This is a genomic window from Wohlfahrtiimonas chitiniclastica (assembly GCF_002252325.1).
In the GTDB taxonomy this organism is placed as follows: Bacteria; Pseudomonadota; Gammaproteobacteria; order Cardiobacteriales; family Wohlfahrtiimonadaceae; genus Wohlfahrtiimonas; species Wohlfahrtiimonas chitiniclastica.
The window spans coordinates 158384-171404 of sequence record NZ_NEFL01000003.1; the positions used below are offsets into that span (position 1 = coordinate 158384).

General features: G+C 44.3%; 14 protein-coding genes and 3 tRNA genes. 14 read left to right on the forward strand and 3 right to left on the reverse strand.

Annotated elements, in window-relative coordinates:
* Positions 1-84 precede the first annotated feature (84 nt).
* The 12 genes from B9T10_RS08370 (at position 85) to B9T10_RS08425 (ending at position 8066) form a co-directional block, all read left to right on the forward strand.
* Positions 85-930, forward strand: coding sequence for a transporter associated domain-containing protein (locus B9T10_RS08370; protein ID WP_008315539.1), 846 nt, complete (start codon positions 85-87; stop codon positions 928-930).
* Positions 931-1000: 70 nt separating this feature from the next.
* Positions 1001-1077: transfer RNA gene (locus tag B9T10_RS08375), tRNA-Asn, on the forward strand.
* A gap of 131 nt (positions 1078-1208) precedes the next feature.
* Positions 1209-1607 carry a tol-pal system-associated acyl-CoA thioesterase gene (ybgC, locus tag B9T10_RS08380; RefSeq protein ID WP_008315538.1) on the forward strand — a complete coding sequence of 133 codons (399 nt, stop codon included), beginning with the start codon at positions 1209-1211 and terminating at the stop codon, positions 1605-1607.
* 8 nt (positions 1608-1615) lie between these two features.
* Positions 1616-2323, forward strand: coding sequence for a protein TolQ (gene tolQ, locus B9T10_RS08385; protein ID WP_008315537.1), 708 nt, complete (start codon positions 1616-1618; stop codon positions 2321-2323).
* A complete protein-coding gene (locus B9T10_RS08390; RefSeq protein WP_246782074.1) occupies positions 2320-2754 on the forward strand; it encodes an ExbD/TolR family protein in 435 nt (144 codons plus the stop codon). Before tolQ ends, B9T10_RS08390 begins: the two co-directional genes overlap by 4 nt.
* A gap of 126 nt (positions 2755-2880) precedes the next feature.
* Complete coding sequence (gene tolA, locus B9T10_RS08395; RefSeq protein ID WP_246782185.1) at positions 2881-3888, forward strand: cell envelope integrity protein TolA; 1008 nt, start codon at positions 2881-2883, stop codon at positions 3886-3888.
* A 138-nt stretch (positions 3889-4026) separates the two neighbouring features.
* Positions 4027-5463: an efflux transporter outer membrane subunit gene (locus B9T10_RS08400; protein WP_094489902.1), complete on the forward strand. Its 1437-nt coding sequence runs from the start codon at positions 4027-4029 to the stop codon at positions 5461-5463.
* A gap of 45 nt (positions 5464-5508) precedes the next feature.
* Positions 5509-5585 (forward strand) — tRNA-Pro (locus B9T10_RS08405).
* 63 nt (positions 5586-5648) lie between these two features.
* Entirely contained in the window at positions 5649-5867 is a 219-nt protein-coding gene (gene infA / locus B9T10_RS08410) for a translation initiation factor IF-1 (RefSeq protein WP_008315533.1), read from the forward strand.
* A gap of 116 nt (positions 5868-5983) precedes the next feature.
* Positions 5984-6697 (forward strand): ribonuclease PH, encoded by a 714-nt coding sequence (rph, locus tag B9T10_RS08415; RefSeq protein ID WP_026165766.1) that lies wholly within the window; start codon positions 5984-5986, stop codon positions 6695-6697.
* A complete protein-coding gene (gene sfsA, locus B9T10_RS08420; protein ID WP_094538260.1) occupies positions 6697-7428 on the forward strand; it encodes a DNA/RNA nuclease SfsA in 732 nt (243 codons plus the stop codon). Before rph ends, sfsA begins: the two co-directional genes overlap by 1 nt.
* A gap of 23 nt (positions 7429-7451) precedes the next feature.
* On the forward strand, positions 7452-8066 hold the full coding sequence (locus B9T10_RS08425) for a DUF489 family protein (protein ID WP_008315530.1): 615 nt from the start codon (positions 7452-7454) through the stop codon (positions 8064-8066).
* Here the strand turns inward: B9T10_RS08425 and B9T10_RS08430 are convergent, their stop codons facing one another.
* Positions 8067-9020 carry a KamA family radical SAM protein gene (locus B9T10_RS08430; RefSeq protein WP_094538261.1) on the reverse strand — a complete coding sequence of 318 codons (954 nt, stop codon included), beginning with the start codon at positions 9018-9020 and terminating at the stop codon, positions 8067-8069.
* Positions 9021-9098: 78 nt separating this feature from the next.
* Here B9T10_RS08430 and miaA point away from each other — a divergent pair, with 78 nt between their 5' ends.
* Positions 9099-10037: a tRNA (adenosine(37)-N6)-dimethylallyltransferase MiaA gene (gene miaA / locus B9T10_RS08435; protein ID WP_094538262.1), complete on the forward strand. Its 939-nt coding sequence runs from the start codon at positions 9099-9101 to the stop codon at positions 10035-10037.
* On the opposite strand, the gene B9T10_RS08440 is transcribed toward miaA, so the two are convergent.
* Positions 10003-10977: a TAXI family TRAP transporter solute-binding subunit gene (locus B9T10_RS08440; protein WP_094538263.1), complete on the reverse strand. Its 975-nt coding sequence runs from the start codon at positions 10975-10977 to the stop codon at positions 10003-10005. The genes miaA and B9T10_RS08440 overlap by 35 nt on opposite strands.
* Before the next feature lie 92 nt (positions 10978-11069).
* Positions 11070-11146 (reverse strand) — tRNA-Asn (locus B9T10_RS08445).
* A gap of 275 nt (positions 11147-11421) precedes the next feature.
* Here B9T10_RS08445 and B9T10_RS08450 point away from each other — a divergent pair.
* Positions 11422-12987: an AbgT family transporter gene (locus B9T10_RS08450; protein ID WP_008315523.1), complete on the forward strand. Its 1566-nt coding sequence runs from the start codon at positions 11422-11424 to the stop codon at positions 12985-12987.
* Positions 12988-13021: the final 34 nt, after the last annotated feature.

The window sequence follows — 13021 nt, forward strand, 5'->3', positions numbered from 1 at the left end:
AAGGGAAATTTAATCTTTCATGCCTTAAATCGCTATTCAAATAAAATAGTGTAATTTTATCATTTTGAGGAAAAAATAAAAATTATGTCAGACGATCCTTCGCCGAGCCGAAAGAGTTGGTTATCTCGATTAGGATTAGAACGTAAGAATGTTACATTAAATAATTGGAATACAGAGCTGACCTTGCTGCAAAAGGAAGGGAAGATTGATTCAGAAGCGGTGAGCATGATCCGTTCTGTATTGTCCTCGCAAACCCTCACTGTGCGTGACATTATGGTGCCGCGTGCCCACATGATCTCTGTGGCCATTGATGATGATTTTGATGAGTCATTACAAAAAATCATTCAATCTGGGCACTCTCGCATCCCTGTGTTAGCCGAAGATCATGAAGAGGTTCAAGGCATTTTATTGACCAAAGATTTGTTGCATAAAATGCGTGATCCGAGCATTGATGTGGCCACATTATTGCGTCCTGTGGAATATGTGCCTGAAGGTAAATATGTGATTGCCCAGCTCAATGAATTTAGAGCGAAACATTCACACATGGCATTGGTGGTGGATGAATATGGCGCGGTGTCAGGTTTAGTGACCATTGAAGACATCATTGAACAGATTGTCGGGGAAATTGATGATGAGCACGATTTCATTCCCGCCGATGAAGAGATTGAAGTGGAACAAGTGGATGAAAATCATTACATCGTGGATGCAAAAATGTCCCTTGAAGAGTTCAATGAGCGCTTTGGCACACACTTTGTGAAAGATGAAGTGGAAACCATCAGCGGACTTGTGATGACGCAAGTGGGCTTTTTACCGAATGCCCATTCAGAAGTGGTGATTGATGAATTAAAATTCAAAGTCTTACCGTATGATGGCAAGATGCTTGATAAGTTAGAAGTGGAACCGAATAAGCAATCAAACAATGATTCCTAGTGTTGTATAAAAAATAATCAATTGAAAATTTGACAACCTTTGAAAAATAGATATAATTGCAATCCTTCATTCCTCGATAGCTCAGTTGGTAGTAGCACTTGACTGTTAATCAAGGGGTCCCTGGTTCGAGCCCAGGTCGAGGAGCCAAATTAAAGAAACCTAGCTTTGCTAGGTTTTTTTATTGCCTGTCAGAAAAAAATAACACCGCTCTGCTACAATGATTTACAAATCCACTGCTATAATCGGCAGAGAGTCAATCATTATGGAACATGACGACAATGACAGAACAAAAGGCCTCCGTGTTTCGCTTACCGATTCGTGTCTACTATGAAGACACCGATGCCGGTGGTGTAGTTTATCACTCAACGTATTTAAATTTTATGGAGCGTGCCCGCACCGAGTGGATGCTTGCCCGAAACATTAACTTAAACACGTATGCTGCCACTGAACACAAGATGTTTGTGGTCAAATCCATTGAGGTGGACTATAAACAGCCCGCGCATTTGTGTGATGATTTAGTGGTGGAAAGTTCGATTGAAAAGCTCACCGCGACACGGGTATATTTCAAACAACAAATTTTCAGGGGTGAGATGCTTTTGACATCTGCGCGCGTACAATTGGTCTGTTTAGACACGGATTCACGCCGCCCAATTCCATTGCCACCCATTTTTTCATAAGGATACACATGAACGCACATTCACAGTTAAATCTATGGACCCTTGTGGTCGAGGCGAACATCATTGTACAAATCGTGATGTTGTTGCTGGTTATGATGTTGATTTCCGTGATCTTCATCGCTTGGCGCAAATGGATTTTGTTAAAATTAGCACTGCGTGATGCGAAAAAATTTGAAAATAAATTCTGGTCAGGGGCGGACATTCAAGAGCTCTATCACAATGCGAGCCAAAAGAAATACACCGAAGGTTTAGAGTATATTTTTGTCTCAGGCTTTCATGAGTTCAATCGCTTACGCACCACGCCCATTTATTCACCTGAATTTGTGGTGGACAATGTGCGCCGCGCAATGGAAGCGAGTGCCCAAAGAGAAGAGAACAGCCTTCATAAATCTTTATCATGGTTAGCAACCACAGGTTCGGTTGCCCCTTATTTTGGTCTATTTGGTACGGTGATTGGCGTCATGAACTCATTTGTGGCGCTTGGCGCGGTGAAACAAGTGACATTGAGCCAAGTGGCGCCCGGCATTGCAGAGGCATTGATCGCAACGGCGCTCGGTTTATTGGTGGCGATTCCATCGGTGATGATTTACAACTCCTTTGTCAATGCGATTGGCAAAATCTCCGATGCTTATGATGTCTTCATTGAAGAGTTTGCCAATATTTTGGCAAGACAATATGGTCAATTGCAGATCAACCGTCAAAATGGAGCGCAATGATGCGTCGATCACGTAGAAAGGGTAATGGCAAAGGCCTACAGGCAGAGATGAACATTGTCCCCTATGTGGATGTGATGTTCGTGTTACTCACCATTTTTATGGTCACCGCAACGACGATTCCATTAGGTGTAGATATTGATGCCCCAGAAATGGAATCAGATTCTGATTATGAGGAAGTTGTGGAGGATTACTTGATGGTGAGTATTGATAAATCTGGGCAATATTATTTCAGCGAGTTAGAAGAGCCTGATCAAGCTTTGAGTCTTGAGCAGCTTACAGCTGAAGTCCAGTCCTTTATGCAGCAAAAGCCGAATGCACGAATTTTCTTGCAGTCTGACAAAGATGCGCCTTATGGTAGCTTGATTGATGCCATGAGTCGCTTAGGTCAGACTACAGGGAAAAATGTTCAATTGACAACGCCAGTGAAATAAATCGCTATGAGTAATCCTAAAAGAACAGTTTTTGCAAATATTGTCAGTACCGTAATGACGAGTGCTTTAGTCATTGTGACTGTGTGGGTGATTTATTATATGCAGAAAAAGGAGCTGATGTTTTTTATGTCTGATTCTCCATCTCATAATGAAGCGCCAGATTTACCTGAGTTATTAGCACCCGCATTAACAGCTGAGTTAAATACAGTGGCTCAGCATCAAGCTGCAATGAATCAGCCGGATCAATATCAAACCGATGATTATTTCAAAAAGTTTGCTTTTAGGGATAAATTAGAAGAGAAAAAGCGCCTAGAAGAGTTAGAGCGTAAAAGAATTGCTGAAGCAAAACGCAAAGCCGCAGAAGCTGAGAAAAAGCGTTTAGCTGAAATTGCCGCAAAGAAAAAAGCAGAGGAAGAGGCGAAGCAAAAAGCCATCGCTGCTGAAAAGAAACGCCTAGAAGAGATTGCATTAAAGAAAAAGCAAGCCGAAGAGCAGAAGAAAAAAGAAGAAGCTGAGCGTCAAAAGCAATTGGCAGATCAAAAAGCTGCAGAAGAAAAAGCGGCAAAAGTGGCGGCTGAGAAAAAACGCTTAGCGGATGAAAAGGCCAAAGCTGATAAAGCCGCGGCAGACAAAGCAGCCGCTGAAAAGAAACGCCTGGCAGATGAGAAAGCAAAAGCCGATAAGGCAGCTGCCGAAAAAGCCGCCGCTGAGAAAAAACGCATTGCCGATGAAAAGGCCAAAGCCGATAAAGCAGCAGCGGATAAAGCTGCGGCAGAGCGTAAGGCAAAAGCCGATGCAGCCGCGGCTGCGGAAAATGATCGCATCGCCACTGCTTATTTGATGAGTGGCGGATTCTTAGGCGCCATTCAAAGTGCACTTTATAGCAATTGGCGTGTGCCGACAGGTTCAAGTGGTTTAACCGCAACGATCGTATTTTATGTGGATGCCCAAGGCAACATCACAAAAATTGATGATAGAAAATCAAAATATAGCGGCAATACTGCCTTTGATGATTCTGTCAAAGCGGCGATTTTGCGCACCGGCAAAATCCGCATGCCAGACAATCAACATGCCATCAATAAGCTTGTGAAAGAGGGCATTGAGGTGACATTTGATCCGAAAGAGTTTTTCTAGGAAACGTGATTTAAAAAATTTTTGACAACAAGGTTGTCGAATTGTTGTAAAATTACTGTTTTCTTATCGGTGGATTGCTATAATTTTGAGCGATAAGACTATAAATGATGAATTTTAAATTTTGGAGCCCATAGCTTTATGAAAAAGTTACCTCTTTATCTTATGTTAACAGCGGTGCTCAGTGCCTGTTCACTTGCGCCAGATTATCAGCGTCCGCCATTGCCTGTGGCCAATAGTTTCCCGGGTGAGCCTGCGAAAGCCAATGAGATTAAAGTGAAGGCTGCCGAAATTGGTTGGAAACAATACTTTAAAGATCCTCGTTTACAAGAATACATCAGTGCGGCATTGGCAAATAACCGCGACTTAAGAATTGCGATGCTCAATGTAGAACAAGCCCGCATTGCTTATGGCATCACCATCAGTGATCGTTTACCGGGCATCAATGCACAAGGTGGTTATTCACGCGCTAAAAATGGTGAGAATCCATACACAGGCTATTCAAATATTACAGAGGGCTACAAAATTGGCGGTGGCATTTCTGCCTTTGAATTGGACTTCTTTGGTAAGTTTGCATCTTTAAGTGATGCGGCACAAAACCAATATTTAGCCTCTGTTGAAGGGCAAAAAGCGGCGCACATTGCATTAGTGGCACAAGTGGCACGCAGCTACATTCAATTGAAAACGGCAGAAGAGCAGCTCAATCTTGCCCGTGAAACATCTCGCACTTATAACGCATCGTATCAATTGGTGAAACAACAAGTGGAAGCAGGGATTGCCAATGATCTAGACTTAGCACAGTCTGAAGCACAATTGTATTCATCTAAAGTTGCGGTCGCGAGTGCTGAGCGCGCGGTATTACAGTTAAATAATGCGTTAAATTTAGTGGTGGGTAAAACCATTGCACCGCATGCACGTGGTTATGCCATTGGCAGCCAGAAAATTTTGGGTAAATTGCCAGCAGGTTTACCGTCAGAAGTGTTGTTATCCCATCCTGATGTGATGGCGGCAGAATATCAATTGATGGCATCGAATGCCAACATTGGCGCAGCGCGTGCAGCCTTTTTCCCGAGTATTTCATTGACGACAACGATTGGTTCAATGTCAGAAAAATTCTCTGACCTCTTTAAAGCACCCGGTGAAACATGGAGCTTTGCACCACAAATTTCCATCCCGATTTTCAACTGGGGCAAAATCAAATCGAATTACGACTTATCTTTAGTGCGTAAAGATGTGGGCATTGCCACCTATGAAAAAGCGATCCAAACCGCCTTTACAAATGTGGCCAATGGTTTGCAGTCCCAAAAACCGTTGCAACGTCAGTTAGCGGCACAAGTGAAATTAGTGGCCACCACCAAAGAGAGCTTGCGTTTAGCTCAATTGTTATATGATAACGGGATTGCGAGCTATTTGAACGTGTTAGATGCACAGCGCTCACACTTCCAAGCACGCAATGGTTTATTGAGCACCTATCAAGAACAAATTTTAAATGGCATCTCGTTGTATGTGGCGCTTGGCGGCGGCTTGTACGAGGATACGGTCTCAAATACCGAGCCCATGTTTGAAGAAGTAAAGTAGCTCCTGATTGCAAAATTAAACAGACACTGTATAATACGCACATAACGGGGTATGGCGCAGTCTGGTAGCGCACTTGCATGGGGTGCAAGGGGTCGTAGGTTCAAATCCTGCTATCCCGACCAAATCTAGCCTTAAGATCATCTTAAGGCTTTTTTAATTGTCAACATTTTGCCTTATAGGAAATTATGTCTAAAGAAGATCATATCGAAATGGAAGGCGTTGTAATTGAAACGCTTCCTTATACAACATTTAAAGTAGAGTTAGAAAATGGCCACGTTGTGACGGCTCATTTATCTGGAAAAATGCGCAAAAACTTCATTCGTATCTTAACCGGCGATAAAGTACGCGTAGAATTAACACCTTACGATTTAAGCAAAGCGCGCATCGTATTCCGCGGTCGTTAATATCAAGCTTCAAAGTTCTTTAAAAAGATTAGCTTTCACTCACTCTGTGTTCTGCCATAATAATTATCATAAATGGCTAATCTTTTCTCATCTTCAAAAAAATATAAGGGTTTCTCATGCGTCCGTCTAATAGAGCATTCGATGAAATGCGCTCCGTAGAATTCATTACTGACTATACAAAACATGCAGAAGGCTCTGTGTTGGCATGCTTTGGCGATACAAAAGTATTGTGCACAGCATCGATCGAGCACAAAGTCCCCTCTTTCATGCGTGGTGAAGGTCGTGGTTGGATTACGGCTGAATATGGCATGTTGCCACGTTCAACTCACTCAAGAATGGCGCGTGAAGCGGCAAAAGGTAAGCAATCGGGGCGTACGCAAGAGATTCAGCGCTTGATTGGTCGTTCGTTGCGTGCTGCGGTGAATTTAGAAACCCTTGGCGAATTTACCATTACAATCGATTGTGATGTTCTACAAGCCGATGGCGGCACACGCACCACAGCAATTTCTGGTGGTTTTGTGGCACTCAAAATGGCGATTGACTCAATGCTTAAGCAAGGGTTAATCACAGAAAATCCCATCATCTCAAACGTTGCCGCAATCTCTGTGGGCATCTATGAAGGCAATGTGATCTCTGATTTAGAGTACATTGAAGATTCAGCCGCTCAAACAGACATGAATGTAGTGATGAATGGCGAAGGCCGCTTCATTGAGCTGCAAGCAACGGCGGAAGAAGCAGCTTTCACCGATGAAGAATTGGCAAAAATGATTGCCTTTGCCAGAGCAAGCATTGCCCAGATCATCGAAAAACAACAGGCGTGTTTTGCATAATGGACTTTAAAGTTCCTTTACAAAAAGCCACTCTATTAAAGCGCTATAAGCGCTTTTTAGCTGATGTGGTGCCGGAAAACAGCGATGAAACCATCACCATTCACTGTGCAAATACCGGCTCGATGCTCAATTGCTTTGTGCCAAATGGTGAGATTTGGTATGAGCCTTCTCAAGATCCGAGCCGCAAAACGAAGGGCAGTTGGACATTGTCAACAACGCCTCAAGGGCGCACAGCCTGCATCAACACGCATTTAGCGAATGCGTTGGTGGAAGAGGCGCTGAATAATGGCATCATTACGGAACTTGCAGGCTTTACGCGATTAAAACGCGAAGTGAAGTATGGCGCGGAAAATTCCAAAATCGATTTTTATCTTGAATATGCAGATGGGCGCATTGTGTATCTTGAAGTCAAAAGCGTGACGCTTGGCTTTGAAGATGGCAACATTGCTGCCTTTCCGGATGCGGTGACAACGCGTGGCGCTAAGCATTTGCGTGAACTCATGAACATTCAGTCAGACACAACGGAGGCTTACATTCTCTATTGTGTGAATTTATCGGGCATTGAAGGCGTGCGAGTGGCATCAGAAATTGATGCCGCTTATGCAAGCGCGTTTGATGAAGCGGTGCGCGAAGGCGTCAAGCCCTTGGTGTATGGCACCACGATGGATGAAAGCGGTATTTCCATCACGCATCGATTGCCATTTGTGGGCGCATCCGATAACGTAGGGTGAATCATCAACAAAGGTAATGGATTATGAATGATTTAAGAGGACAAACCATCGGCCTTGCCGGTGCGATGCAAAGTGCGATTTTAGTGGATCGCTTTGCAAAAGATCACGAATATTTAACCGAATACGCCACAGGCTTGATTCACAGCATTTTTGAGACCGATCCTGATGGTTTAGAGGCTGTGTATGGCAACTATGCCAACATTGCCATGGGGCTGCATGCTTTAGCGAGCCAAGAGAAGTTATCCCGCGAGGTGATGACGTACTTTAATGCTGTGCTCGTGTTGCAAAAGCGTTTGCGTCAAAATGAAGCATTGCTCAACATCATGAGCAGCGGCATTGAAAACATTAAAGGGCGCTTGGTACATTTTCCGATGATGCATGAAAACATTCAAATGGCATTGGCGGATTTGTATTCTCAAACCGTCAGTAAACTCAATCCGCGCATTTATGTCAAAGGCACGGATCAATCCTTTCTCATGAGTGAGCGCAATGCCGCGATGATCCGCACGCTGTTATTGTCTGGCGTTCGTTCGGGCATTTTATGGCATCAATATGGCGGCACGACTTTTAAACGCCTCTTTGGGTATCACAAAGTGGCCAATGAGGCGCGTCAGATTTTAGTAGAGATCACACAATAATCAAAAGAGCGGTTTTTTACCGTGTGGAATCTCTTGGATTAAAACTGGTACACAAATGCCAGACAGTTTCAGCCGTAGTTCTCGAATGAGGGCCACGGCTTTTTCTTCGGGCACGCGAAAGTGGCTGGTGCCGCGGGCAAAGTCGAGTTGGTGTAGATAATAGGGTTTAATGTGTACGGCAATGAAGCGGCGCATGAGGGCGGCAAGCGTCTCAAAATCATCATTGATGCCACGCAGCATCACTGATTGAGAAATGAGCATGATGCCATTTTGTTGTAAGTGCTTCATGGTTGCGGCAACCGTGTCCGTCAGTTCATCGGCATGATTGGCGTGAATCACGATGGTGAGCGTTTTGCCCATCGCTTGAATCTCTGAAAAGAGTGATAATAATTCATCGGTGATCATCTCTGGGGCAACCACAGGAATGCGCGTATGAATGCGTATGTTTTGTAAATGGGGCACGCGAGCTAAGCGCGTTAAAATGTGCGTCAAACGATTGACGGACAAAATGAGTGGATCGCCACCGGTTAAAATGATCTCCCAAAGCTCAGGATGAGATTCAATGTAGGCAAAGGCATCCTCTAATTCATCGCGGCTTAACGATTCCCCATATTGACCAATCATCTCTTTACGAAAGCAAAAGCGGCAATAAACGGCGCACAGCTGCGTCACTTTCAATAAAGCACGATCTTGATAACGGTGCACAATGCCGGTGACCGGCGTATAGGGAATGTCCCCAATCGGATCACTGACTTCATCTTCTAAAATGATCCCTTCTTTGCTTGAGGGGATGAATTGCTGATGAATGGGATTTGTGGCATCGCCATCCATCAATGCTTGCATTGCAGGAGAGATGCGAATTTGAAAGTGTTCGGCAACACCTGAAAGATCCGCAGGGTTGTCAATCATGTTTGCTTGCTGTAAATCTTTGAGGGTTGTCCAGTATCGAGCCATAATCGTCTGATGAGGTTTATTGTGAAAGGAAAAAATGATACAGTCCATTTTCGCAACTGTATAGTCTAAACCGATATTATGCCGAATTTTCCAGTTATTTTTTTGATGGGGCCGACGGCTTCCGGTAAAACCGACACCGCACTCGCCTTAGCTGACCATTTTCCTTGCCATTTAATCTCCTGCGACTCTGCGCTCATTTATCGTGATATGGACATTGGCACCGCAAAGCCAGATCGCGCAACCCTTGAGCGTTATCCTCATGCATTGGTGGACATTTTATCCCCAATGGCGCGCTATTCTGCGGAGCAATTTAGACAAGATGCCCGTGCTGAAATTGAACTTGCCCGCGCGGCAGGCAAAATGCCGGTGATTGTGGGCGGCACATTTTTATACATGAAGGCGTTGATTGAAGGCATTTCGCCGATTCCACCCGTTAAAGATGATGTGCGTGCAGAGTTGTTACAGCGTCATCAAACAGAAGGCATTGAGCCTTTGTATGCTCAATTATCGCTGTTAGATCCTGAAAGTGCCGCGCGTTTAGCACCTGCCGATACGCAGCGCATTCTCCGCGCTTTAGAAGTGGTGTTGAGTACAGGGCAAACCTTGAATCATTTTTGGCAATTGCCACCGAAAGAGGCATTGCCATATCCATACCTTAAATTTGCTTTAACTTATCAAGACATTGCACGGGCAAATGCGCGCATGGCACTGCGTTTTGAGCAAATGATGGCGTTAGGCTTTGTGGATGAAGTGGTGCATTTACGTGAGAAATATCCTGAACTTAATGGAGATTATCCATCGCAGCGTGCGGTGGGTTATCGTCAAATTTGGGATTATTTAGAGGGCTTAATGACGAAAGAAGACGCCATTGAGCGCGCCATCATCGCCACTCGCCAATATGCAAAACGTCAGCGCACGTGGCTTAGAAGTGAAACGGAGCTGTTGCCGGTGAATGTGGAAACCTTGAATTTCCATCAAACCATCATTCAGCGGATTGAGGCGGAGCTTCTTCTGTAACGGGCGACACTTTAGGTGCGAGATTTTCTCGCATCTGCTCGATCATGGATTGCCCTAACGGATGGAGTTTAATCGGATTGATGTCGTAAGTATCCACAATGGTTTTCGGCGTGATGTTGGTGCGCACCGTGGTTAAATTGATCTCATCCTCAATGTGCTCAAGGCTCTCTAACACGGCATCGGTCACATCTGGCGTTGGGTTGACCACTAAAAATGTGCGTGAGCGCAATGTATTGATGTCTTTTGGCATGCGCCAATACATGCCTTTTGGAATGGTACCAGGGTACAGCCCAAGGCTGCTTTTGATGATCTTTTGGATTTGATCATCGGTAAATGAGAGAATTTGTCCATCGCAACTGGTGGTGAGCTCGCGCACCAATGCACTTGATGGATTGGACATGATCATCACGCCATCAATGGAAAAGCTGCAAAACAGATCAGAGAGCTGGGATAAACCATTGCTGATGGGAAAATAGACATCTTTTTCCGTCAGTCCTAAAGATTTGGCCAACGGTTTGCCACGGTGTTCTTTTGTGGCCCAATCGGTGACGCCAATGGTGCGATCGCGAAAGCTTGCCACAGATTCGAGCGTCACATCATGGCTGCCCACCAACAGAAGATATTGCTGATAGAGCGGGGCAATGATGATGGGTTGACGCTTTTGTTTTTGATTGGCAATGAGCACCTCTTCAGGCATCAAAGCAATTTGAATGTCATTGTTCATGAGTCGATCCCACATCACCTCAGAATCCACAAATTGTGTGGCGCAGTGATTATTTGGGTGATCGGCTTCAAAGCCAAAGCAAACAAGGTTTGTGGCTTCTTTGGTGATGTCTAATGTATCGCTGTAGCCCACTGTAATGTTTCGAAGCTCATCGGCATGAAGTGGTACAAAGATGAGGGTGCACAGTGCAGCAATCGAGCGAATTTTTTTCATCATGATTATCAACCTCAGACAACTCGAAACATCAAATTTAGCACGATGGCAAATTTGGCGCAAAAAAAAACCTAGCTAGGCTAGGTTTTTTAATTTGGCTCCTCGACCTGGGCTCGAACCAGGGACCCCTTGATTAACAGTCAAGTGCTACTACCAACTGAGCTATCGAGGAATTAAGGATTCGCATTATAGCCATTGTGTGATGAATGTCAACACTTTTTTAAACGTCTGACGAAAAAATTGTCATCAAAAATCTTCTACTGGGAAACAAAAAAACTACCATGACTGCCCAATGAACGGTGTAAAGTAAAATATAAATAAATTATTTAGAAATTTTTTTAAAATAAATGAAAAAAATTATTTTATTTGGACAAAACTCAAGATAAAAATGTAGCTTTTTAGTAATATTGGGCGTTTATTGTATTCAAAAAATCTAAGGAGCAACTGATGGCGGAGCCTAAAGTTAAAGATCGATCCGTGGGATTGGTCAATAAATTTCTCAATGGCATTGAGTGGGTGGGGAATAAATTGCCCTCACCCTCATTGTTATTCTTTTATTCGATGTTGTTGATCATGGTGGCATCGTGGCCATTGTCCTACGTGAATTTCTCGTTTTCGATTGCCGATGCTTCAGGTGAAATCAATACTTCTGTGGAGCATGTGCATAACTTATTGTCTGGCGAGAAAATTGTCTACTTCTTAGAAAATTTTGTCAAAATCTTCATTAATTTTGCACCGCTTGGCGTTGTGGTTGTGGGGATGCTTGGCATTGGCGTGGCAGAACGCACCGGCTACATTGATGTGGCATTGAAAAAATTACTCAACATTACGCCAAACAAACTCTTAACACCGATGGTGCTTTTTGTGGCGATGCTCAGTCACTTTGCGGCAGATGCCGGCTACATCGTCGTGATTCCAATTGGCGGGATTTTATTCTATGCAGCAGGTCGTCATCCTGTGGCGGGAATTGCCGCAGCATTTGCCGGTGTGTCTGCCGGTTTCTCTGCAAACTTGATCCCTTCAACAAATGACATTTTATTGCAAGGCATTACAGAAAAAGCAGCGCACATCATTGATCCTGAATATACAGTGAATGTGCTCTCTAACTGGGCATTTGGCAGTGCATCGGTCTTTTTCTTAGTGATTGTGGGCTGGTTTGTGACGGATAAAATCGTCGAGCCTCGTTTAGCGGGCGTTAAAATCGATGGTGACACACAAGCTGAAGAGCGCCGTGATGTGACGCCAAAAGAGAACCGCGCATTCTGGATTGCCTCTTTCGTGATGATTGCAATTTTAGCTGCGTTCACCATTTGGGCGATTCCGGCAGATTCATTACTGCGTACAGAAGGCTCTTTAACAAGTGCACACGCACCTTTGATGCGTTCGATTGTGGCCATCATCTTCATTGGCTTCATCATTCCGGGCATTGTGTACGGCTATTTGGTGGGCTATTACAAAAAAGCGGATGATGTGATCGCATCGCTCATGGAAAATATGAAAGACATGAGCAGCTTCCTTGTGATGATGTTCTTTTGTGCGTTTTTCATCGAAGCATTCACGCAATCAGGTTTAGGTCGCATCATTGCATTGGCAGGTGCTGAAGGCCTTCAAGGTTTGCGTGTGGGCGCTTATACCACCGTTGTATTGGCGATTTTATTCATCGCATTCATCAACTTATTCATTGGTTCGGCCTCAGCAAAATGGGTATTGTTGTCCCCAATTTTGGTGCCAATGATGATGCATTTAGGCATCGCGCCAGAATTAACGCAAGCGGCCTATCGCGTCGGTGACTCCACAACGAACATCATTTCACCATTGATGACATACTTTGCCTTAGTGGTGGTGTATTGTCAGCGTTATGTGAAATCAACAGGCGTTGGGACATTGATCTCCACCATGATCCCATACACATTGGCATTCTTAGTGACATGGATTGTCTTCTTGTTGGTGTGGTGGGGCTTAGGTTTACCACTTGGCATTGAGGGTGCATATTTATATACGCCAGCGAGCTGATTCTAAAATGAATGAAGCCCTGCATTGCAGGGCT

Coding starts and splice junctions, on each gene's coding strand:
- B9T10_RS08370 (WP_008315539.1), top strand. CDS start 85: ATGTCAGACGATCCTTCGCCGAGCCGAAAGAGTTGGTTATCTCGATTA.
- ybgC (WP_008315538.1), top strand. CDS start 1,209: ATGACAGAACAAAAGGCCTCCGTGTTTCGCTTACCGATTCGTGTCTAC.
- tolQ (WP_008315537.1), top strand. CDS start 1,616: ATGAACGCACATTCACAGTTAAATCTATGGACCCTTGTGGTCGAGGCG.
- B9T10_RS08390 (WP_246782074.1), top strand. CDS start 2,320: ATGATGCGTCGATCACGTAGAAAGGGTAATGGCAAAGGCCTACAGGCA.
- tolA (WP_246782185.1), top strand. CDS start 2,881: ATGTCTGATTCTCCATCTCATAATGAAGCGCCAGATTTACCTGAGTTA.
- B9T10_RS08400 (WP_094489902.1), top strand. CDS start 4,027: ATGAAAAAGTTACCTCTTTATCTTATGTTAACAGCGGTGCTCAGTGCC.
- infA (WP_008315533.1), top strand. CDS start 5,649: ATGTCTAAAGAAGATCATATCGAAATGGAAGGCGTTGTAATTGAAACG.
- rph (WP_026165766.1), top strand. CDS start 5,984: ATGCGTCCGTCTAATAGAGCATTCGATGAAATGCGCTCCGTAGAATTC.
- sfsA (WP_094538260.1), top strand. CDS start 6,697: ATGGACTTTAAAGTTCCTTTACAAAAAGCCACTCTATTAAAGCGCTAT.
- B9T10_RS08425 (WP_008315530.1), top strand. CDS start 7,452: ATGAATGATTTAAGAGGACAAACCATCGGCCTTGCCGGTGCGATGCAA.
- B9T10_RS08430 (WP_094538261.1), bottom strand. CDS start 9,020: ATGGCTCGATACTGGACAACCCTCAAAGATTTACAGCAAGCAAACATG.
- miaA (WP_094538262.1), top strand. CDS start 9,099: ATGCCGAATTTTCCAGTTATTTTTTTGATGGGGCCGACGGCTTCCGGT.
- B9T10_RS08440 (WP_094538263.1), bottom strand. CDS start 10,977: ATGATGAAAAAAATTCGCTCGATTGCTGCACTGTGCACCCTCATCTTT.
- B9T10_RS08450 (WP_008315523.1), top strand. CDS start 11,422: ATGGCGGAGCCTAAAGTTAAAGATCGATCCGTGGGATTGGTCAATAAA.